This window comes from Parasegetibacter sp. NRK P23, assembly GCF_023721715.1.
Taxonomy (GTDB): Bacteria; Bacteroidota; Bacteroidia; order Chitinophagales; family Chitinophagaceae; genus Parasegetibacter.
Map to the genome: position 1 here is coordinate 2,368,540 of NZ_JAMDLG010000001.1, position 22,591 is coordinate 2,391,130.

22 protein-coding genes are annotated in these 22,591 nt (G+C 47.5%); 13 read left to right on the plus strand and 9 right to left on the minus strand.

Annotation, left to right across the window (positions count from 1 at the left end):
- Positions 1 to 175: 175 nt before the first annotated feature.
- Positions 176 to 832, minus strand: coding sequence for a TetR/AcrR family transcriptional regulator (locus M4J38_RS09565; RefSeq protein WP_251759332.1), 657 nt, complete (start codon positions 830 to 832; stop codon positions 176 to 178).
- A 267-nt stretch (positions 833 to 1,099) separates the two neighbouring features.
- Here M4J38_RS09565 and M4J38_RS09570 point away from each other — a divergent pair, with 267 nt between their 5' ends.
- The 6 genes from M4J38_RS09570 (at position 1,100) to M4J38_RS09595 (ending at position 6,796) form a co-directional block, all read left to right on the plus strand.
- Positions 1,100 to 1,351, plus strand: coding sequence for a DUF4339 domain-containing protein (locus tag M4J38_RS09570; protein WP_251759333.1), 252 nt, complete (start codon positions 1,100 to 1,102; stop codon positions 1,349 to 1,351).
- 251 nt (positions 1,352 to 1,602) lie between these two features.
- Entirely contained in the window at positions 1,603 to 3,228 is a 1,626-nt protein-coding gene (locus tag M4J38_RS09575; RefSeq protein WP_251759334.1) for a hypothetical protein, read from the plus strand.
- Between the two features lie 96 nt (positions 3,229 to 3,324).
- Positions 3,325 to 3,945: a TetR/AcrR family transcriptional regulator gene (locus M4J38_RS09580; protein WP_251759335.1), complete on the plus strand. Its 621-nt coding sequence runs from the start codon at positions 3,325 to 3,327 to the stop codon at positions 3,943 to 3,945.
- The gene (fabF, locus tag M4J38_RS09585) at positions 3,942 to 5,192 is read left to right on the plus strand and encodes a beta-ketoacyl-ACP synthase II (protein ID WP_251759336.1); all 1,251 of its coding nucleotides are present in this window, start codon (positions 3,942 to 3,944) and stop codon (positions 5,190 to 5,192) included. Before M4J38_RS09580 ends, fabF begins: the two co-directional genes overlap by 4 nt.
- A gap of 62 nt (positions 5,193 to 5,254) precedes the next feature.
- Complete coding sequence (locus M4J38_RS09590) at positions 5,255 to 6,130, plus strand: DUF4349 domain-containing protein (protein ID WP_251759337.1); 876 nt, start codon at positions 5,255 to 5,257, stop codon at positions 6,128 to 6,130.
- A 102-nt stretch (positions 6,131 to 6,232) separates the two neighbouring features.
- On the plus strand, positions 6,233 to 6,796 hold the full coding sequence (locus M4J38_RS09595) for a hypothetical protein (RefSeq protein ID WP_251759338.1): 564 nt from the start codon (positions 6,233 to 6,235) through the stop codon (positions 6,794 to 6,796).
- A gap of 5 nt (positions 6,797 to 6,801) precedes the next feature.
- On the opposite strand, the gene M4J38_RS09600 is transcribed toward M4J38_RS09595, so the two are convergent.
- The 6 genes from M4J38_RS09600 to M4J38_RS09625 form a co-directional block, all read right to left on the minus strand.
- Positions 6,802 to 7,011, minus strand: a complete 210-nt coding sequence (locus tag M4J38_RS09600; RefSeq protein WP_251759339.1) for a YwbE family protein — start codon at positions 7,009 to 7,011, stop codon at positions 6,802 to 6,804.
- Between the two features lie 5 nt (positions 7,012 to 7,016).
- Positions 7,017 to 7,790, minus strand: coding sequence for a zinc-dependent peptidase (locus tag M4J38_RS09605; RefSeq protein ID WP_251759340.1), 774 nt, complete (start codon positions 7,788 to 7,790; stop codon positions 7,017 to 7,019).
- The gene (locus M4J38_RS09610) at positions 7,790 to 8,800 is read right to left on the minus strand and encodes an MlaD family protein (protein ID WP_251759341.1); all 1,011 of its coding nucleotides are present in this window, start codon (positions 8,798 to 8,800) and stop codon (positions 7,790 to 7,792) included. The genes M4J38_RS09605 and M4J38_RS09610 overlap by 1 nt, the downstream gene beginning before the upstream one ends.
- A complete protein-coding gene (locus tag M4J38_RS09615) occupies positions 8,797 to 9,573 on the minus strand; it encodes an ABC transporter ATP-binding protein (RefSeq protein ID WP_251759342.1) in 777 nt (258 codons plus the stop codon). Before M4J38_RS09615 ends, M4J38_RS09610 begins: the two co-directional genes overlap by 4 nt.
- A 1-nt stretch (position 9,574) precedes the next feature.
- Entirely contained in the window at positions 9,575 to 10,381 is an 807-nt protein-coding gene (locus tag M4J38_RS09620) for an ABC transporter permease (protein ID WP_308217817.1), read from the minus strand.
- 148 nt (positions 10,382 to 10,529) lie between these two features.
- Entirely contained in the window at positions 10,530 to 11,000 is a 471-nt protein-coding gene (locus M4J38_RS09625) for a hypothetical protein (RefSeq protein WP_251759343.1), read from the minus strand.
- 398 nt (positions 11,001 to 11,398) lie between these two features.
- Here M4J38_RS09625 and M4J38_RS09630 point away from each other — a divergent pair, with 398 nt between their 5' ends.
- From M4J38_RS09630 to M4J38_RS09660, 7 genes are all read left to right on the plus strand, one after another.
- A complete protein-coding gene (locus M4J38_RS09630) occupies positions 11,399 to 11,659 on the plus strand; it encodes a hypothetical protein (protein WP_251759344.1) in 261 nt (86 codons plus the stop codon).
- A gap of 255 nt (positions 11,660 to 11,914) precedes the next feature.
- On the plus strand, positions 11,915 to 12,703 hold the full coding sequence (locus tag M4J38_RS09635) for a hypothetical protein (protein ID WP_251759345.1): 789 nt from the start codon (positions 11,915 to 11,917) through the stop codon (positions 12,701 to 12,703).
- 67 nt (positions 12,704 to 12,770) lie between these two features.
- Positions 12,771 to 13,682: a bestrophin family protein gene (locus M4J38_RS09640; protein WP_251759346.1), complete on the plus strand. Its 912-nt coding sequence runs from the start codon at positions 12,771 to 12,773 to the stop codon at positions 13,680 to 13,682.
- A 57-nt stretch (positions 13,683 to 13,739) separates the two neighbouring features.
- Positions 13,740 to 15,938 carry a radical SAM protein gene (locus tag M4J38_RS09645; RefSeq protein WP_251759347.1) on the plus strand — a complete coding sequence of 733 codons (2,199 nt, stop codon included), beginning with the start codon at positions 13,740 to 13,742 and terminating at the stop codon, positions 15,936 to 15,938.
- Between the two features lie 9 nt (positions 15,939 to 15,947).
- The gene (locus M4J38_RS09650) at positions 15,948 to 16,853 is read left to right on the plus strand and encodes a YihY/virulence factor BrkB family protein (protein WP_251759348.1); all 906 of its coding nucleotides are present in this window, start codon (positions 15,948 to 15,950) and stop codon (positions 16,851 to 16,853) included.
- A 66-nt stretch (positions 16,854 to 16,919) separates the two neighbouring features.
- On the plus strand, positions 16,920 to 17,768 hold the full coding sequence (locus M4J38_RS09655; RefSeq protein WP_251759349.1) for a DUF4846 domain-containing protein: 849 nt from the start codon (positions 16,920 to 16,922) through the stop codon (positions 17,766 to 17,768).
- Between the two features lie 354 nt (positions 17,769 to 18,122).
- Entirely contained in the window at positions 18,123 to 18,515 is a 393-nt protein-coding gene (locus M4J38_RS09660; protein ID WP_251759350.1) for a hypothetical protein, read from the plus strand.
- Positions 18,516 to 19,112: 597 nt separating this feature from the next.
- On the opposite strand, the gene M4J38_RS09665 is transcribed toward M4J38_RS09660, so the two are convergent.
- Both M4J38_RS09665 and M4J38_RS09670 read right to left on the minus strand, forming a co-directional pair.
- Entirely contained in the window at positions 19,113 to 21,656 is a 2,544-nt protein-coding gene (locus tag M4J38_RS09665; RefSeq protein ID WP_251759351.1) for an outer membrane beta-barrel protein, read from the minus strand.
- A 166-nt stretch (positions 21,657 to 21,822) separates the two neighbouring features.
- A complete protein-coding gene (locus M4J38_RS09670; protein WP_251759352.1) occupies positions 21,823 to 22,590 on the minus strand; it encodes an SDR family NAD(P)-dependent oxidoreductase in 768 nt (255 codons plus the stop codon).
- Between the last annotated feature and the right edge of the window lies 1 nt (position 22,591).

Sequence of the window (22,591 nt, forward strand, 5' to 3'; positions counted from 1 at the left end):
ACTTCGGACTTGCTGCAAATTATTAGTCGGCTGTTTTGTACTGAATACTTATGTCAGATATGCGCGAAACACTGAACATTATTCAATTATTTATCATTGTTAAATACCATTTTCAAAAACTTCAAAAACAATGTTTATTCATTTAATGCTGTTAAATCTATATTCAAAAAAAAGATCAGGCCGGGGCTGTTGATCCATTGGTAACCGTTGACGCATCATTAACCGTTGATCCATTGGTAATAGAAAGAATTATTCCCCGAACGGCATCTCTCAGCACCTCCCTGTTCATCTCATCTGAAATTTCATTCCGCACAAAATTAATGGATACCAATCCGTGAATCACCGACCAGAAAGTGTAGTACTTCTTACAAATCTCATCTTCAGATTTGCCAGCCGCTTTTACAAGTCCGGCAATCACATCCATAATCAGTTTTTTGGGATCCTGGTAGTTTTCAGGATAAGTTCCTTCCATGGTACAACACCCCACCTGTACCCCAAACATCAACTGGTACAATTCAGGCTCACGGAAAGCGAATTCCCAATAAGCGATCCACATAGCTTCCAGTCGCGCTTCCGGTTCAGCAAAACGATCCCGTGCTTCACTCACATCTTTCGACAACATCAGAAAACCCTGGGTGGCCAATTGCTTTAATATCGCATCCTTGCTGTTGAAATATTCATAAATGATCGGCGCGGTGTACTCAATCTTATCGGCAATCTTACGCATACTCAACGACTGCCACCCTTCCTCCTTCGCAATGTGGAGGGCAGCTTCCAGGATATTGCACCTGTTTTCTTCTTTCAGTCGTAGTATTCTGTCTTTACTTGCCATCGGTTTTATTTACATGGTAAACAATTTAACACCGTTAGGCAAATGTACATGGAATCTTGGCGGATGTCCAAATTTTTCTTTCCGGGAATATATATTTTTTGTTTTCTCTAACAGGTCAACAGTTCCTCTTTTGTAACGATGAATCAGGTTTAGCCTTAAAAATCAATCGTTTGCTCACCACAATTTGATATATGTCAAAGAATTTCACTTAGCATCATATAATTATAAAATCTACGTTTTCTTTACACAGTTACACTTACCCATATCATGAAAACCTATTACATCCACGACGGAAAGCTTGAAAGAGGCCCATTTACATTGCTTGAACTCCAGGGTAAAATCACCCGCCACACACCAGTATGGAAACTGGGAATGGAAACCTGGACCAAAGCCTCGGAGCTTCAGGAGCTGAGGCCCCTGCTGATGGAACACGTTACACCTGTTTCTTTTCAACAGCAACGCAGGTCTAAAAAGAATTTCTGGGAACGGTTATTTTCATTCAAACGACTAGCCCGATAGACGCGGGCGTTCGGTAGGAGTGGTTTCTGCCACCTGCATGCGTTGTGTTCAGATTTTCCTTTGCAGGGCTTCATTACTGAAAAATATTTCAGACATTTGCGCATATACCTTATCGTAATGCAGCATGCAGCTCACCCTAACACAACCCCACTTCACCGATGAAAAAATGGTTTACCCAAGCCCTCCTCTCCTTATTTGCAATGTCCGGCTTAGCACAGAAACCCTCTATAAATTGGGGAGAAGAATTTAAATTGAAAAGAGGGAGTACAGACTTAGAAGTTATTCAGGCGGATAAAACCGGCGTTTACCTTCAGGAGGGGCATCTTACGATGAAAACCTACATCGCCATTGGTGGATCACTGCGTATTTCCGCCAGACTCATAAAGCTGGATAGTCGTTTATCTGAATTGTACAACACAGATTTTAGCAAAGAATTAAAAGGAAAAGACTTTCTTCAATTTTTTCCCCTCAAAGAAAAGCTGTTCATACTTGCATCCGAATACGACAAAAAAAACACCTCATTTATTGTACATGCCGCTGAGATAAATAAGAATACCGGTGAAATAAAAAGCACTTGGAAAGAATTGGTCAGTATCCGGAAAAAAGAAAAGGGAGACGACATCAACTTCAGGATAATTTATAATCCTGACAGCACCAGTATGGTGGTGGTAAGCAGTCTCGAAGGAAAAAGTAATAACATTTTCAGCATTAGTGGGTTCAACGAGGCTTTGCGCCCTACCGCCAATACGGTTTCCTTATCAAACGAGTTTGATCCGAAAACCTACCAGTTGGAAGACCTCATTTATACTTCCAACAACCGGATTGTTCTGGTGGGAAGAATATATGAATACCGAGAGGGTAAAAAGAAAAAAGGCAAATTTCTTGACTTTGCAAGGTATAATATCCGTATTTACGATCCAAAAGGCACGCAGTTAAAAGAACTTAATACCACCGTAAACGGCAAATGGCTGAACAGTACCAAAATTGTACAAGAGAAAAATGAGATGCTGGTACTGGCGGGGTTTTATAGTAAAGACCGAAAGGATAAAACCATTGACGGTATGTTGCTTCAAAAAATAGATCCCGTTTCATGTGAAGTAGTTTCCACAACGGATAAACAACTCAACCTCTCTATGCTGGATGTAATAGCTGATGAAGAAGCATCTGACAATTTAAGTAAAGAAGAAAAAAAAGAACTGGAGAAACTAGAGAAAATAAAAAATGAAGGGGAAGCATTGTCCACATTGATGAAATTTCGCAAAATCCACTATGACAACGATGGCGGGTTGATCATCCTGGCTGAAAAATTTTATCAGTACAATTATACGACTCAAACCTATTCACCAGGATCCAATGGTATGCCCGGACAATGGACCCCGGTTACATACTCAGTTTATGAATCAGGCGACCTGTTCATGTGCAGGATAGACCGTGCGCAAAATGTAAATTGGGTAAAAATCATTCCAAAGTTTCAACGCGAAGTATTCAGAGGAGGGTCAGCGGGCTATTCTGAATTTAGTTCTTCCAGTTTTTTCGACCTCGGAAAACGCCCCTATTATTCAGGCTTCAACACCCTTCAATCGGGGAATACCATCACATTATTCTTTAACGACAATTCAAGGAACGAAGCAATTCTGCATCCCGGTCAAATCCCTAAAAAAACAATACTTTTTAACGCATCCCATTGTTATAGCATTACATTGGATGCGCTAACCGGAACATTCAACCGCAGTTTCCTATGCTCAAATACCGAAACGCCCACGGCCATGCCCAGGAGCGGAACCGTTTTCGGCAAAGAAATGTACCTCGTCGGTAAAGATGACCGTATGCTGGCTAAGAGTAAAATAGCCGTCGGAAAAATTACATTATCGAAATAAAAGATTACGTATTCCCACCTTGCGTTTGGCCGACGAAAGAAATATTTCTTAAAATATACCGATTGGTATAATTTTACAAATTATTTCTTTCCATTCATGCGTAAATCGGACGTCACCAGGCAACTCATCATCGAAAAAACCGCACCCGTTTTCAACAGGAAAGGGTACGCGGGCACTTCCCTGAACGACCTCACAATGGCCACCGGTTTAACAAAAGGTAGTATCTACGGCAATTTTTCAGGGAAAGATGAAGTGGCCCTCGCCGCATTCGAATACAATCTTGCGCAAATAACGACCACTGTTGCCCAGGAAGCCGCTGCGGCCACCACAGCAACCGGCAAGTTATTGGCCTATGTTGAAAGCTATTCAGCGCTGTTCGGCACCATCTCGGCAACAGGCGGATGTCCCATTCTGAATACTTCCGTTGAAGCCGACGACACCCATCCCGCACTCCGGAAAAAAGCATCCGACGCCATCCGTTCCTGGAAAAAACAACTGGAGCGGATCATCAACAACGGAATGGAAACCGGAGAATTACGCAACGACATCATCCCTGAACACACCGCCATCACCATGATCGCCATCATAGAAGGGGCCATCATGATCGCCAGGGTGTGCAACAATAACAACTATTTTTCCACCGCGATGCAACAGGTAAAGCTCATGATAGCCAACCTGGAACAAAGCGGAACTCAACCCATCAAAAAGAACAAATGAAACGAGTAGTGATCACCGGCATGGGGGCGCTTACCCCGCTGGGCAACAATGTGAACGATTTCTGGAACAATATCGTGGCCGGTAAAAGCGGCGCCACACTGCTTACCAAGTTCGATACCGAAAAGTTCAAAACGAAGTTCGGTTGCGAAGTAAAAGGTTATAACGCTGAAGCTTATTTTGAAAAGAAAGAAGCCAGGAAATATGATCTTTTCACCCAATACGCCGTTGCCGCAAGCGATGAGGCCATTAAGGATTCAGGGCTGGATTTCGCGGCGATGACCGAAGAAGAACGTTATGAAATTGGTGTGATCTGGGCCTCGGGTAATGGAGGTATCGGCACATTCGAAGAGCAGTTAAAGGAATTCCATAGCGGTGACGGCACACCAAGGTTCAACCCCTACTTCATTCCAAAGATGATCGTAGACATCGCTGCGGGCGTGATTTCCATCCGGCATAAACTGCACGGTCCAAATTACTGCACGGTTTCAGCATGCGCCTCTTCCAATACGGCTATCATCAACGCTTTTGATACCATTCGTTTGGGCAAAGCCACTGTTATGGTAGCCGGGGGCTCAGAAGCGGCGATTACACCATCGGCGGTAGGCGGTTTCGGCGCGGCCCAGGCCTTGTCGAAGAACAATGAACAATACGCTTCCGCCTCCCGGCCATTCGATGCTACCCGCGACGGCTTCGTGATCGGGGAAGGTGCCGGTGCCCTGATCCTGGAAGAACATGACCATGCGGTACGTCGTGGCGCGCATATTTATGCAGAGATCGTTGGTGGCGGTATGGCCGCAGATGCCTACCATCTTACCGGAACGCCCGCCAACGGACTGGGTGCCGCACTTGGTACAAAGAAAGCATTGCAGGAAGCGGGCGTTTCACCCGAACAGGTAGACTACATCAACGCGCACGCGACTTCTACCCCACTTGGAGACATCGGTGAACTGAACGGCATCAAAAGTGTTTTCGGCCACCACCGGGTAAAAGTAACCAGCACCAAATCGATGACGGGTCATTTACTTGGTGCGGCCGGTGCCATCGAAAGCATTACCTGCGCACTTTCTGTAAAACACGATATTATCCCCGCCACCATCAATACTACTGTATTGGATCCAGCTATTCCGGAAGGACTGGATATTGTTTTAGGCAGTTCGCTGCACCAGACCGTAAACTATGTGGTGAACAACACTTTTGGTTTCGGAGGACATACCGCTACTTCGGTCTTTAAGAAATACCAACCCTAACTTTAACAATTCCGTTGAGGTTACTTTTCAATGGCGCATGGTATCAATAAAAAACCATAACCATGCGCCATTTATCCCTTATTAACGTGATGGCCCTTGCCATCTTATGCTCCTGCGAAAATAATTCCATGGAATATACGGATGCCGTTGCAGCCGTAACCGATTCCACCACCTTCTCCAGTGATATCTCAACGCTAAACGCACCTTCCAGAAAAAGGATCAGGTCCGCCACCATACGGTGCCGTGTAACCGATGTACTGGACGCCAGCAACCAAATCGAGAAAATGACCCGTTCCGTGGATGGCGTAGTGGCTGAAAGCAGTTTTTCCACTACCGCTTCAGACTACCACGAATACGCTTCCGGCAGCGATTCTCTTAAAAAGATACATCTTTTCACCCCTGTTTCCGAACTTACATTGCGCGTCCCCGCTAGTAAACTGGATTCCTTGGCAACGCTGATTTCATCCCTTGCCAGCCACATCGAATACAGGAATATGAAAGATACGGATGCCACTTTCACCTACCTTTCCAACGCTTTGAAGAACGAAGCTGAATTGCAGGTCAAACCTATTCGCCCCCAACCAAAAACCACCGTTGAAAGCGCGGTGCATGAAGAAGAACGGAGAACAAAAATCACCAACCGGCGCATCGAAAACCTGGAAATCCTGGACAATGTAGCCTATTCCACTTTCACGGTTTCTTTGTACGAACCACTTAAAGCGGACACTTATATGACGGTTAATCCTGTCGCGATAACAAGAGCCGGCTTTGGAGCGGAAATAAGCCAGGCCCTGAGAAATGGATCAGAATGGATGCGGAGCATTTTGATCAGACTCGTAGAAGCGTGGCCGCTGCTCCTGCTGGCAGCCGCTTTCATGATGTTGTTCAGGCGGTGGAAAAAACTTTCGTTCCGTCCCGTAGGGAACAACAATCCTTAACGGGAAGAACAATCACAAAAGAAAAGTTAATCCTTCTCCCCCTTTCAAATTCCTTAACAGCCGGGCATTACCGGCTGTTTTAATTTCATGGAAACCTTTTTCATGAAAACATTTATACTCGTTTTAGTATGTTGGCCGATTGTTGTATTGTCCCAGGATTCCATGCGTATTGATAGCCGTTATGAAGTGCTGCTTCATTCAAAAGGAAGCGTATTAAAGAACATGCAGCGCAAACTCGGCAACATCGCGTTGCGGGATGTACACTTGCTTTGGGTACGCGATTTCAGCACAGACTCCACCCGCTTCGCCATACACCTGCCGGGAACTGGACGCATGAGCGCATTTCTAAGTCCCTCTCTGGAAGAAGGCATTTTTATAGACCAGCATGAATTGCCCGCATTGATTAAAGCATTGGAATTCTTCGCGGAGTTGAAAGAGGAGAACCTGTACCGTGATGCGGCGATGTACCGTTACACTACGGAGAATGGCATCAGGTTCGTGCTGGAACTTCCTTACAAATCAAGGTGGACGCACCTCAAAATATATGAATCGTATCTGGTAGCGAAGAACAATACTTTTTATGACCCTATTTACGTGCGCACCACCGATATCCCGAAACTGGTTGAATTGCTGAAATTGGGACTACCAGCCACCCAACAGCCATAGAAGGCCTATTCCTCCTCAACGTCTCCCAGTATGGCACATACGCGACCCACCTGGCCATCCTCCAACTGAACCTTTATCCCACGGGAATGGTAAACGGCAGAGGTGAGCAGCCTTTGAACGATGCCCCGCGTACGCTTTCCGGTGCGCTGGTCCTTTTTGAGGATGATCTCCACTTCCAGACCGGGATAAATATCTTTTCTGTATTGTCCTTCCATAATTTTTAAGCGTGTGCCGGTTCCTGCCGGAAAACCCCGGCCATCAGTTCATACAATTCAGGATGTTTCTCCCGGAAAAGATCGGGTCTTTCGAAAAAATATTCCGCGGCCACGGCGAAGAATTCAGCTTTATTCGTGGCGCCGTACACATTAATGTCTGATTTACCGGCGAGGATAGTCTGCATATTCTCGTTGATCATGTGCAGCCAGGGAATTGTGTATTGCCTGTTGAGCAAGGCTTCCGGCACGCCATCCACTGAACCATCTTCCTTATCCAGCAGGTGAACAAATTCATGGATGCCCACATTTTCTTTGGCGGTTTTGTTTTCGAAACCCTGGTACAGGGAAGGTTTGGAAAGGATCATGACCCGCTGCATCGCGCCCTCTCCCACCATCCCCAGCACGTTGCGTTCTTTCTCTTTCATGGAGAAGCCACGATCCGTAAAAGAATCTGCATATAACAAAACATCCGTGAGGTTATAATATTTCCATTCGGGGAAAGCGAAAATGGGAATTACAGCACTGGAAGCCACGAGCAACTTATCGGTTTCAGTCACATCTGTTTCTATCCCGTGCACTCTTACATAGCCCAGGAACGTGCTTACCATTTCTTCAAAACGTTTTTTGCCCTCGGCATCCAACGCTTCGTAGAAAGGGATATATTTTTCGAGTATCGTGGAAGTAGCATCTGAAAGCGGCGCTTTTTTCGCAGGCTTCCGGTACAGGGCCATGCCCACGGCAACCAACACGATGAACGCGATGATCAGGAAAGGGGTCATTATTTATTTTTTTGCGCGGCTTCTTTTTCTTTCTCCTCCCGTTTGGCCTTCTTGCGGAAATAGCCACGGAACAGGAAGTTGTGTTGCAGGGCCTCCATGTTTTCATCCAGTTTGGCGCTGCCCGATTCCAGGTTTTGTATCAGCAACTTCAATTCATTGGCGGTGGCGGGATCGTTCAGCAATACACCAGCCGCGTTATCGGGGCTGTTGAGTTTCTGATTGAAAGATTCCGTGGCGGCTTTCAGGTTTCCCGTGGTTGCAGAAACAGCTAAAGACGCGGCTTTTATTTCTCCGGCAGCAGCTTTCAGGTTGTGCATCATCGTGGTATCGTTCACAAATTCGTGCGAGAAAGTACCGGGCTTTTCGAGTTGCGCCACGTACTGTGCGATACCCGAGGTCAATTGTTCCGTATTTGCCGCGGATGCCTGGAAACGTTCCATGGTACGCTGAAGATGCACATACAAAGAAGAGTCTTTCAGCAAGGCGCCCATGGTGCCTTCTCCATTTGCCAGACGACCGCTGATCGTTTTGAAATTATCCGTTATGGCAAGCAGGTTCTTATTATTGTCCTGGAGCGTGGCCATCATTTCATCGGTGGAAATGGCTTTTTTCACCTGTAATACATCGCCATCCGCTACTGCCGGTGAAGCAGCGGTTCCGCCATAGATGACCATGATCTTGTTACCGATCAATCCGTCGGAACCAACTTTTACGAACGCGTCTTTCTTAATGAAGGGCGCCACACGTTCTTCCACGTTCAGCACCACCTGTACGGAGCCATCGGCGGCGAATTCCACTTCCTTCACCACGCCCACTTTCACACCGGCGTACCATACATTGTTCCCTTTTTGCAAACCACCCACATCGTCGAAAGAACTGCGCAGGGAGATCGCGCTCACGAAACTTTTTTTCTGTCCGCTTAATGTCATCACCGTCACCAGCAATATGAGTATGCCCAGTGAAATGAAGATGCCTACGATTACGGCGCGTTTGTTTTTAGGTGCACTCATCCGTCTATAAAATTATATTCGTAAAAATTATTAATGCGTTCATCGTCTACGGAGAACACTTCGCTGAAACTTCCGGTGGCGAGGAAATCGCCGTCCAGCAATACGGCCAGGCGGTCGCCGGTTATTTTGGCGCAGGTAAGGTCGTGGGTGATGATGATGGAAGAAGTATGGAAACGCTCCTGCACTTCGTTAATCAGGTTGTTGATTTCCATGCTGGTGATGGGGTCCAAACCAGCGGTGGGTTCATCGTACAACATGATCTCGGGCTGCATGATGAGCGTCCGGGCGATGCCTACCCTTTTTTTCTGACCGCCGGACAATTCTCCGGGGTACTGGTGAAGGGTCTGTAAAAGGCCCACGGCATCCAGCACTTTTTCAGCGGCGATGTCAATTTCTTTTCGGGTCATTTTACGGTTGCTGCGCAGAATAGGGAATTCCAGGTTTTCTTTTACCGTCATACTATCGTAGAGCGCGCTGTTCTGGAAGGAGAAGCCGATTTTCCTGCGGAGTTCGCGCAACTCTTTTTCAGAGAGAGTTTCCACATTTTTACCCAACACGTTCACGTGCCCGGCATCCGGTTTCAGCAGCCCGACAATGATCTTGATGAGTACAGACTTTCCCGTTCCCGACCGGCCAAGCACCACCACGTTCTCACCGTGATACACCTGCAGGTCCACCCCCTGAAGCACGTGGTTATCGCCGAACGATTTCCGGAGCCCGGTGATATCGATCACCTTTTTATGCTTGTCTATTTTAGGTATTGTCTTTTTCATATCAGAAAGTACGGAGCCAGTTGGTGACCTGAACCAATGAAATTTCTTCGATGAATATGAGGAACATGGCGATTACCACCGACTTGTTCGCGGCGATCCCCACCCCCTGCGTTCCCTGCGTGGCATGGTAGCCCTGGTAGCAGCCCACCATACCTATGGTGAACCCGAACACCAGTGATTTCACTACGGAAGAAACGATATCCAGGAAAACGATTTTTTCGAAAGCGCGGGAGAAAAAGGTTTCCATGGAAGTAAGCTCATTCTGGTGCACATTAAGGTAAGCGCCCATCATGGCCAGGAAACCGGTATAACACATCAGCATCGGCAACATCAGCGTTGTGGCCATTACCCTTGTTACCACCAGGAACTTAAAAGGATTGGTAGCGGAAACTTCCATGGCATCGATCTGCTCTGTTACGCGCATGGAACCCAGTTCCGCCCCGATATTAGACCCCACTTTACCCGCGGCGATCAATGCGGTAACCAGGGGGGCCAGGGCACGGAGGATGGCGATAGAAACCAGCGACGGCAGCCACGATGTGGCACCGAACTCCGAAAGTGATGGCCTCGACTGCTTGGTGAATACGATCCCCGTTACGAACCCGGTTAAAGAAATAAGTGCGAGTGATTTATAACCCACCTGGAAGCACTGGCGGATCACTTCCTGCCATTCGTAAGGCGGCAGAAAAAGTTCTTTAAAGAAGCGTTGGACGAATTTCCAGATGGCATACATTTCTCCGAAGAAATTGTCAAGCCTCCTGGTTAGTATGTATTTCCTTTCTTTTTTAGGGCCCTTTTCCATTCCCATGATACGGGTTACTTGGTTTACGGGCGCAACACACAAAAAACTGTACCACCATGCTGCGACCCTGAAAATGAGCCACAAAGGTAAGATTGTAAAGCAAAAACGGCCACTATGGGCCGCTGTATCTGTCAAATAATAAGTTGAATGTTCGTTAAACCGCTACCAGCCTGGCTTTGAACTCCTTAATATGGGTGCTTGTGAACCACAAAAGGTGGTAGGGATCGTTTGAAATGCCAGTGGTCTTATGCCAGGTGGCGCCCTCAACGTCCTCTTTTACAAGGAGTTCACCCATAAAATTCCGGAAAATGAGGCCGGCGAACCGGTCGTTGATACAAGTGTGGATTTCGGCGAGGCCGGCGGTCCATACTTCCAGCAATCTGGCAGGGGTGATGTCCTTAAGTTCGTTTAAGCCGGTCAGCGAGAGTGTTTCGAACAACTCCTGGATGCTGGACACTGAAAAAACGATACTCACGTCGATGCCGTTCCCGACTTCATCGAATTCCGGGTGGCGGCCGTACACCACAATCTCTTCGGGCAGGCGTACATATTCCACTTCGTGGTCGTTTACGCAGGTTTCGCCTTCGTTCCTGCCATCATGTAATTGTTTCTGCAACAACTTCATAGGGTTCATTTTTTTGTTCAGGGATTTCTAAAACCGCAGCAGCTTTTAAGGGCTGCTACGGATAAGGTCCGGCGGCGGTCCAGGAATGAGGTCGTATTCTTGCTACGAACTGTGCCGTTCCGGAGCTTCAATATTCCAAAAAAATAACGTAAAAATCATCGGAATACACCCCGTTTAACCACCAATTAACCACATTGTAAGACGTTACTCTTACGGACGATTACGTAAACTCAGTTATAAAATGAACCACCTGAAAATTAAAATAATCCGCATCATCTTAATATGAGGGTTAAAATCGCATTAAAGAACTGCTTAACCCGGCTTTCCGGCTCCTTAAAGGCATATTTCTTGAATTATCCCATTTGTACTTATTCGCTCATCTATAAAAACTAAAGACTATGAAACGTATAGAAAGAGAACCAACACTGGAATTTACCATTGAAGTGAACGGAAGCGTGGTGAACGTAAAAGCCAAGCCTTATATGGCGAACGATAAAAGAAGATTCCGGGTAAGCTACAATGGTAGCCCCGTACATATATTCGGGTGGGATACTGCAACGAATAGTGTGAAAGCCATTGACAGCGCAGCAGCAGACCATATACCAACATCCATTGAATATGCCATCGGCGAAGAGCTGAACCACAGACTCGCCGCCTAAACGGTGGGAAAAACACCGTTTGAACCGTTCTTTCACCTTAAATTTTAGGTGAAAGAACGGTTTTCGCGTTTTATGCGGTGGCGGTAAAATCAGTTGGTAAACCGGTGCCACCGACGTTGTTTTCCGTTATCCGACACCGTGTTTTGCACCTTAACTATTCGGTTAAAATACTTTCGAATCACATGAACATGTGGTGGAGCCGTTTGCAACGTTGAATCCCCGAACGCGGTCAGTAGTGGTAAAAAAAGTACAGCCATGTTTTTCTACCCACGTTCCAACACATTCTTCCGTTGCGCACTTTTCCTTAGCATATTGTGCGCCGGTACCAGTTCCTGCAGTAAAGACGACGCTCCGGCCCCAGAGCCGGAGCCCCCCGCGCAGGAGTTTCAAATCACCTTCGATGCCACCACCATCTCTACCGCGCAAGTAGATTCCGCTTTTGTCGTGTTCCAACGCAAGGGTACCGTTAACCAGTACCACCTCCGTTTCGATAAGGTGAATGGAAAACTGTCCGCGAACATAGATGGTTTCCGCGCAGGAGAATGGACCGCATACCTTCATGTTTACGGCAGCGCAACCAGCGGCACGGCTAAAAGGGAATACATCGACACGCTTGTATTCCAGCAGGGCTCCGTCCCACAAAACATCATACACAAAGGCCCAAAAGGCGGTATCGACGATGTGTGGGAACCTTATGTGCTGCTTACCAAAAACCCTGAACTGGTTGTTATTGTGCCACTCGACAATACCAATCCTTATTTTGAAGTAAGGGCCACCAATGCTGCCAAATGGCAAAGCTTTTATATTTCCCGTTCCGCCATGTTCCGCCTGAACAGCGGTTCAGGTAATGAATTAAAGGTGGAAGGCAGCTGGGATTGCCCCGGTGCATGTTTTACCAACGGTAACTACATTTCAGATAAAACCAAGTTTCTGCAATTTTCCGAAGCAGTGAAAACAAAAAACTGGAACAACGGGGAAGTGGACCTGATCGCTACCGACAAGCAGGGCAATACCACCGAGTTTTTTATTCCCTACGATATTTAGATGGCATAATATTTTAAGCATGGGTGGGAAACAGTAACTTCATTACTTAAGCCACTAAATCCCACTCATGCTTGTTACCTCCAACATCAGGGTCAGTCGCATCCTGCGCAACACCTGGCATGTAGACCTGATCATGATAGCTTCCTGTACAGGAGCCTACCTCATCCATAAATACCTGCTAAACTACCACATTCAGATTCCGGTGATTGTACCAACGGTGCTGGGTACGGCCATCGCGTTTTTTATCGGTTTCAACAACAACCAGTCTTACGACCGTTGGTGGGAGGCCCGGAAAGTATGGGGGGCATTGGTGAACGATTCGCGCTCCTGGGCCAGGTCGGTACTGAGTTACATAGATAAGGAAGAAGTGGCCCCTGAAGTCTTGAAGGGACTGCGCACAAGATTGATTTACCGGCATATTGGTTTTCTGTACACCTTAAAAGGCGCTTTGAGGGGTGGTGTAACCGATAGCGACAAAACCTATATTCCCACTGGTGATCTCCACGAAGTGGACGAACACACGAACCTGCCCAACGCCTTGCTCCTACTTCAGGCCCGCGAGCTCCAGGCCTTGCACCAGCAGGGGTATATAGATGGGTTCAGGCTGATACAACTGGATGCCCTGCTGGTTAAATTTACGGATGAAATGGGTATGAGCGAACGCATCAAAAACACTGTTTTTCCCACCACTTATAGTTATTTTACGAAACTTTTCATCTGGCTTTTTGTGGTATCCATTGCGTTGGTAACGTCTCAGACTATGGGCATCTGGTCAATTCCGATGAGCTGGTTGCTGGGCTTTGTGTTCGTTTCCACCCAAATCAACGGGATGAGCCTGATCAATCCCTTCGAGAACAATGTGGCGGCCATTCCGCTGAACCAGATCGCGCGCACCATCGAAATCAACCTGCTCCAAATGCTGGGAGAAAAGAACGTGCCTGAGCCAGTGAACCCCATAAACGGCGAATACGTCCTGTGATATGGGTTTCAGTAACCGGAAATTATCGGGTACTTTTGCGTTTTAAATCATCAGACTTTGAGTGTTCCCGTTTTCCTGTTCACGCCTCCGTTTACACAGCTCAATACGCCCTACCCGGCTACGGCCTACCTGAAAGGATTTCTGAATACAAAAAAAATCCGTTCCTTCCAGGCCGATCTTGGCATCGAAGTAACGCTGGCACTTTTTAGTAAGAATGGGCTCTCCGCGTTGTTTCAGCATATTGAACAGGAAGGAACGGCCATTTCAGCGAATGCGAAACGGATGCTGCTCTTCAAAGATGAATACATCCACACTATAGATGCGGTAATCAGCTTCCTGCAAGGAAAAAATCCAACACTTGCGCACCAGGTATGCAGCCGCCGCTTCCTGCCCGAAGCTTCCCGCTTCGAACAAACAGACGACCTGCAATGGGCCTTCGGCGCCATGGGTAACCAGGACAAGGCAAAGCACCTGGCCACCATGTACCTGGAAGACCTTTCAGACCTGATTAAAGAATGCGCCGATCCGCATTTCGGTTTCAGCAGGTACGCGGAAAGAATGGGTCGCTCCGCGAACAGTTTCGATGAGTTACATGAGGCGCTTCAGGGAGCGCCCACTTATATAGACCGAATCCTGCTGGATTTGCTGAAAGAAAAGATGGAACGGCTGAACCCAGAACTCGTGGCGATCTCCGTTCCTTTCCCCGGTAATCTTTACGCGGCCTTGCGTTGTGGGCAATTCATCAAGCTTCATTTCCCTTCTTCCAAAGTGGTGATGGGCGGCGGTTTCGCCAATACGGAACTCCGTTCTTTATCAGACCCAAGGGTATTCAGTTGTTTCGATTTCATCACCCTCGATGATGGAGAAGCACCCATAGAAAATTTAATCAGGCACGTGAACGGCGAGATAGGGAGCGATCAGTTGAAACGCACCTTCTTCCTGCAAAATGATACCGTAACTTACATCAGCAACCCGGCCTGTACCGACTATAAACAGGGCCAGGTGGGCACACCGGATTACAGTGATCTTCCACTCGATCAATACATCTCCGCGATTGAGGTCACTAATCCGATGCACAGTCTCTGGAGCGACGGGCGCTGGAATAAACTGACCATGGCCCATGGCTGCTATTGGGGCAAATGCACTTTCTGTGATATTTCACTCGACTATATACGGCTATACGAACCCGTTACCGCCAGCCTTTTGTGCGACCGCATGGAAGAACTGATTGCGCAAACGGGACAAACGGGCTTTCATTTCGTGGATGAAGCAGCCCCGCCCGCATTGATGCGTGCCCTCGCGCTGGAAATCATCCGGAGAAAACTGGTCGTTTCCTGGTGGACGAATATCCGTTTTGAAAAAAGCTTCACCCGTGACCTCTGCATCTTACTCAAAGCCTCGGGTTGCATCGCCGTATCCGGTGGGCTTGAAGTGGCTTCCGACCGTTTACTGGAACTGATCCAGAAAGGGATTACCGTTGCCCAGGTGGCCAGGGTGAACAGGAATTTCACTGAAGCCGGCATCATGGTACACGCCTACCTGATGTACGGGTTCCCCACACAAACTTCCCAGGAAACGATCGATTCGCTCGAAATGGTACGGCAAATGTTCCAGGCCGGAGTACTGCAATCCGCCTTCTGGCACCAGTTCGCCATGACGGCACACAGTCCGGTGGGCCTGCATCCCGAAAAATTCGGTGTGAAAAAGGAAACGGAAACCATCGGCAGTTTCGCCAACAACGACATCGTTCATACCGATCCGAAAGGCGCCGACCACGATGCCTTCAGTTTCGGCCTGAAAAAATCGTTGCTCAATTATATGCACGGCGCCTGCTTCGATTACCCGCTTTCAAAATGGTTCGATTTCAAAGTACCTACTACTTCTGTTCCTCCAGATTATATCGTCAAATGCCTGGAAGAAGAGGAATACAGCGCGCCCAAACCCACAGCCAAGTTGGTATGGCTCGGAAAACCACCAGAGATCAGCCATTTCACCAAATCGAAAAAAGGACAACAGTGGGAAATGATGAGTCTTGCCTTCAGCAACAACAAAGAAACACTGGAAATAAAACTCAACCGGGAACAAGGCGCCTGGCTCGTGGACACACTTCCAAAGTTGTCGCCATCCAACATGAAAACATTTACATTGCAGGAAATAACAGCACAGTATGAAGCCGCGGGACTGGAAGATTTTGACCTGTTCTGGTACAATAAACCCGTGAACCAATTGTATAAAGCAGGACTTTTACGCCTGTAAAAAAGCACCATGAAGTTCGTAAGTTCCACCATACAGATTTTAAGAAACACTTTCAGGGAACTGGTTTCCAATGATCCGCTGCGTATGGCTGGCGCCACGGCGTTCTTCACCACCTTCGCCCTTCCTCCCATCCTGATCATCATCATCCAGTTACTCGGATCCATCTTCGGAAAAAAGTCTATTGGCGGACAGCTTTTCCGGCAACTCGACCAGATGCTGGGGCAGGAAAGCGCCTTGCAAATACTGGAAACCCTGCGCGCATTCAGGAGCCTGGCGGAAAACCCTTTCATCACCATCGGGGGATTTATATTCCTTCTATTCGTGGCCACCACCCTCTTCAGGGTCATAAAAAACTCCATCAACCAGATCTGGAAGGTAAAAGTCGGGAAGAAGAAAGTATTACAAACACTGACCTCCAGGCTGAAGTCGGTAGGCGTGATCGTGTCCGCCGGACTACTGCTGTTCATCGGTGTGATCGCTGAGGCCGCGAATGTTTTTTTGGCCGGTTACCTGGAAAAACTGCTTCCGCAGATGGCGGTATATTTCAACAGTGTACTCAGCTATTTCATTTCCATTATCATCGTTACCGTATGGTTCGTACTGGTGTTCCATTTTTTGCCGGATGGACGGGCACCGCTTCGCACCACCATTGTGGGTGGCATTGTTACCAGCATCGCGTTCAATATCGGCAAACTGATCCTCCGCTGGTTGCTGAACTACAGTAACATCAGCACCATCTTTGGTACATCATCCGCTATTGTGCTCATTCTATTGTTCGTATTTTATACCGCGCTGATCTTCTATTTCGGCGCAGCCTTCACCAAAATATGGGGAGAATTCAGCGGCAGACCGGTGAAACCACTTCCTCACGCCGTAAAATACAGGCTTACAGAAACAGACATTAACACAAATTAAACAGCCGCGGCTTATGGAGAAATAGCGTTCCTGCTTCCCGGGAGTAATCAACCAACCATTGCTCCCATGAAACAACTTTGCATTTTAGCAGGACTCCTTTCACTCTATGGCCATGCCTGTACCTTCCAGCCCGATGCGCTTTCGTCGGAGGAAGAAATTCCGGCACAAGCGACTCCATCAGATACACTGCTATTAAGGTTTCCACCCCCGGCCGGTTATGAACTGGTTCCTGCAGCCAGGAACACCTTCGTTCACTTCCTGCACCACTTTCCTATGAAGCCGCACGGTAGCGCCGTATACTTGTATGATGGCCGCCTGAAAGCCAATCAGCAAGTTCATGCGGGTGTTCTGGATATTGATGTGGGCAAACGCGATCTCCAGCAATGTGCCGATGCCGTGATGCGGCTGCGTGCTGAATATCTTTTTCAAACAAAACAACCTCAACTGATCAGCTTTAATTTTGTGAACGGATTCTCCGCAACATACAGCAGGTGGGCAAACGGGGAACGTATCCAGTTTAACGGGAACCATTGTTCCTGGAAGGCGGGCGCCGCGGCAGACCATTCCTACATCAATTTCAGAAAATACCTTGATATCGTCTTCGCTTATGCCAGCACGATATCCCTGAGCAAACAACTCCATCGGAAACCCATAGCGCAGTTGGAGGCGGGAGATGTTTTCATAGAAGCCGGAAGTCCGGGGCATGCCGTGATCGTAATGGCCGTAGCGCGGGAAAAGACTTTTGGGAAAAAGATATTCCTGCTGGCCCAGAGCTATATGCCGGCCCAGGATATCCATATACTGGTGAACAAGGAGAACCGCAAGCTATCACCCTGGTATGAAGTTCCTGAAGACGGCATATTGCAAACCCCGGAATGGCGGTTTAATACAGCGAACAACATATATGGATTTTAAAATGAATGAACATTTCTGCAATTAGTTCATGATTTCTTAACCTATTCACGCATTTCAAACGTTTTTAAAAGTTTTTTTTGACAAAAAACAAGGCTGGGTGTCATGATTTTTATTCGCTGAAACACTTTCCCAGCAAGGGTTTTGCATTTTTTCTAACAGTTTTACGGTAATGAAATCACCTTTTTTTTGATTTGCGGCCCCGTTTGTCCCGTTATACTTTTGTACTGTTGATATATCAAACAGCGCTGAACGCGCACCGAGCCGCTCAACATCTAGCATCCGCTTGTAACACGATTGTAGTCCATATTCATAATTCGAGGCAAAAAAAATTAATTAACTAAGAAATCATTTATTATGAAAAAGGGACTTAACAACAAATTTTTCGCTGTAGCACTGATGGCCATCATGTCTTTCTCTTTCAACAGCACAGTAATGGCTGCTGATGGTCCTGCTCCCACCGCCGTTAACCTGAAGTTCATCGGTAAAATGGAGGAGCGTCCTGTGTTCCAACTGAACCTGGCCAACCAGAGCGATTACACAGTAGTGGTGAAAGGCGCTTACGGTGATGTGCTTTACAAAGACAACCTCGCCGGAGAGATCGGTTACAAGAAATTCCTGCTGAACACTGAAGCAATCGACGACACTTTCCTCCGTTTTGAAGTGACCAGCCGCAAAACAAACGAAACTACCGTATTCGAGATCAACCTGAATGCGAAAGACGCGGACAAAATGGTGGTAACTAAGTAAGATATTCCCCTAAAACTTAAGGCCGGCAGCAGTAATGTTGCCGGCTTTTTTGTTGTTTCACACAACTACTTTAGTACTTTTTATTTTCTCGCAAAGACGCCAAGGAGCAAGGACGCAAAGCGTTGTTTGTGTTTCAGCGCGATGCTATCGGGGAGCGGGCATGGAAATTTTCTCGCAACGACGCTACGACGCGGCGGGCTGTTTTATTGGGAGCGTTTAAATTTGGGGGAAAGAGCTTTGCCTGATGTTCCATTCGGATTATCGAGGTTCATTGCCGTGATTTTCTATAAGGAATAAAAAACGCATCATATTACTTCATCAGTCAGCAATTAAGATCGGAAAATGTGAAGCAGCTACAATGACACACCCATTGCAGCATACATACAATCATTGCAATATTCTCAACTAAGACTCCCCTCTTCCCCAACCAATCAGGAAAAAATTAAATAGTGCTCTAGCCTTGCGTCATTGCGCCGTTGCGAGAAATAAAACAGAAACGCTCCAAACACAAATAACGCCTTGCGTCCTTGCTACCTCGCGTCTGCGCCGTGCGAAGCACAAAGCAGTTGCGTGAAAAAAACTACTCCGTGCACAAGATCACCCTTCCATATCATCCCCGCTTCTTTCTTCCCCGCCACCTCTTCTCCTGTTGAACAGCGAGAAATTATTATCCCCGAAACGATAGCTCAATGTTACCCTGAAAGTCCGTACGCGCCAACGGCGGTAGGAATCCTGGTAGAAAGCATCCGTATCGTAGATGGTGCCGAAACGTTTGGAATTAAATACATCATCGATCGCGAAAGTGATATTTCCTTTATTGTCTTTAAACAGGTCTTTCCGCATCGCGAAATCCACGCCATACTGCTCTTTCCTTCTGCCCTGCGGGATAATTTCGGGTGATTCATATTCGCCCGTTACCTGAAACCCGAGGTTGTTGAACACGGGAGAGGCGTTGGTGATTTTATAGTTTACGATCAGTTTGCTTTCCCAGTTGAAGCCTTCGTTGCTGAGGTTCAGGTCGCCCACATTGGCGTTCACTTTCCTGTATTGGAAGTTCATGGTAGGCACGATATCGAAATTACGGGTGAACTTATGTTGCAAGGTGAGTTCAAGGCCCAGCCTGTTGGTACTTTGTGCGTTGATGTAAGTATTCAGGATGGCGTTGGGGTCAACGGCGGCGTTGTTCAGTTGCTGGTACTGCGCCGCGCTGATGGTATCACTGTATTGGGTGATGTCGCCGTTGTTGTTGCGATAATAAATTACACCGAGGAAATTGCCTTTTTTATACTTCTGGTTTAAGTTGAATTCGAGTGAATTCGTGAATTCGGGACGCAGTTCCGGATTACCCTGCTGCAGGTTCACGGGATCGTTGATATCGATGAAGGGATTCACCTGGCGGAACCCCGGACGGCGGATGCGGCGGGAATAGTTGAGTTGAAGTTCCGTGTTCTCACTCACCTGTTTTGAAAGGTATAAACTGGGGAAAAGCGCGTCCCATATATCTTTCAGTTGATTCGGGTATTTATAACCGAAGGTGCGTGCGCTGTCGATCAATGTTCCTTCGAAATCAGAGATTTCCGTTCTCAAGCCGGCCTGGTAGCCGATCCCTTTGAATTGATCGGTGTAGGTAAAGTAGCCCGCATGAACCAGTTCGCGGAATGAGTAGTTGTTGCTGAGCGGAAGTTTGGTTTCAGCGCCCCCGTTATCGATGGAGAAAGTGCTGAACATGCTGTTGCTGTTGTTGATGAAGCTGCGCAGACCAGTCTCTATTTTACGTGTATCATTGATCGGATTTACATAATCCAATTGGAACGTCCATTGATCGTTGTCGCTGGAACCTGCGTTTCTTACGTTACTCGGGGAAGCGTATTCCGTTCCATCCGCATTGGTATAAGTATTCAGGATATTGGTGGTGTTGGTGCCGCTTCCACCATTGTAAGTGGCATCCGCGGTGAGTTCTTTGCCGGAAGAGTTGAAGAGGTGTTTGTAATTCAATTGAACATTGTTCCTTTTGAAACCATTTCTTCCGCTGGAAACGCGGTAACCAGTTCTTTCGAGGATACCGGCACTGTTCAGGTATTCCTGGTCCTGGGTTTCCCGGTTCGCGAAGCGGCCATCGGTAAGGTTCTGGGAAACCGAAAGGGTGTTCCTGTTGTCGAGAAAATAGTCGATGCCGTACCTGATGTTGTTGAATTTCCGGTCGCGCTCGTTTCGGTTGTATTGGTTGAAGAAGTTATCGGTAACGCCGTTCACTTTGTTCTGACGAAATGTTTCTCCACGCGCCACGCCACCCGACTGGTTATACCCACCACTCAGGAAAAAATTGAATTTGCCTTCTCTTAAATTCAGGTTGGCGTTACCATTCAGGACTTCAGGCGTTCCGATACCAGCGGATACGGTACCATTAAAACCAAGTCTGCGGTTCTTTTTGAGGATCACGTTAATGATCCCGCCGCCACTGGCCGCGTCAAATTTCGCGGAGGGATTGGTAATAAGTTCTACGCGCTCAATGTTATCGGCAGGAATTTGTTCCAAAGTAAGAATGGTGGGCCTTCCATCAATAAAAATCTGGGGTGTACTGTTCCGGAGTTCAATGTTTCCCTCGACGTCCACGGTAATGGAAGGAATGTTGCGCATGATGTCAACCGCGGTTCCGCCTGTTGCCATGAGGTTTTTTTCTACATTGAATACCTTTCTGTCGATGCCCATCTGCATGGTAGGGCGGCTGGCGGTAACGGTCACATTATCGAGTACCGTGGCCTCGGGGGCTAGTTTAATATTGCCCGCATCCTGTGCACCTGTTGCCCCGATTGGATTGAGCCCATATTCAGTGAAAGCATATCCTACGGCGCTGAGCATCATTTTCAGGCTGTCGTTCAGGGGCAGTCCTTCAAAGCTGAAATCGCCGTTGGGTTTGGTGAGCATGCCTCTTACGAGGCTATCTTTAAAAATCCCGTCCTGTTCTTTAACGATGAACAACTGAACCGAAGCGGCATCTATTCCTTTTTTTGTTTTCTCATCGGTAATTCTTCCATACAGTTTGCCATCTTTTACCCTGGGAGGGCCATCCTGAGCAGGGGGCTGGGCGAAGAGCGATAAGCTGTAAACACTGGCAACTACTAACAGGCACAAATTTTTCATCCGGTAAATTTTAAACATCCTTACACACTTTCAATGAAGGCTAATTAGACGCCGTTTAACATCCAAACTATCGGGATCAGGCAAATCTTATTCCCGCAAATAACAAAGGCGTGCTGTGGAGCACGCCTTTACAGGAATTTATTAACAAGTCTTTAGGCTTTAAAGTTCATCGTCCCATCCATCCGCCATCTACCGTGAGCAATGTACCATGTACATAAGCGCCCGCATTCGAGCATAAGAACACCACAGGTCCTTTAAAATCTGAAGGTTCGCCCCATCTTCCGGCCGGAATCCTGTCGAGGATAGATTTGCTCCTGTTTTCATCGGCCCGGAGGGCGGCGGTGTTATCGGTAGAAATATATCCCGGCGCGATGGCGTTCACGTTCACACCTTTGCCCGCCCATTCGTTGGCGAAGGCCTTGGTGAGGGAAGCGATGGCGCCTTTGCTGGCCGCGTAGCCAGGTACAGTGATGCCGCCCTGGAAACTGAGTAACGACGCTGTGAACACCACTTTACCACTGCCTTTCTCCACCATCTTCGCCCCGAATTCCCGGGTGAGGATGAATGCGGCGGTCTGGTTGATGGCAATCACTTCATCCCAGTATTCATCGGGATGTTCAGCGGCTGGCTTGCGAAGGATGGTTCCGGCATTATTTATAAGAATATCCACATGATGTGCAGACTGAACTTCTTTGATGAAGCGGTACAGATCGTTCCTGTCCTGGAAATTGCACTGGTAAGCGTGGAATTTCCTGCCCGTTGCCAGCACTTCTTTCTCCACCTGGCTCCCGGAAAGTTCCAAAGTAGCGGACACGCCTATAATATCGGCGCCCGCCTCAGCCAAAGCCACGGCCATCGCCATACCGATACCACGCTTACAGCCGGTTACCAAAGCTGTTTTTCCGGTAAGATCAAATGTTTGTAATACACTCATG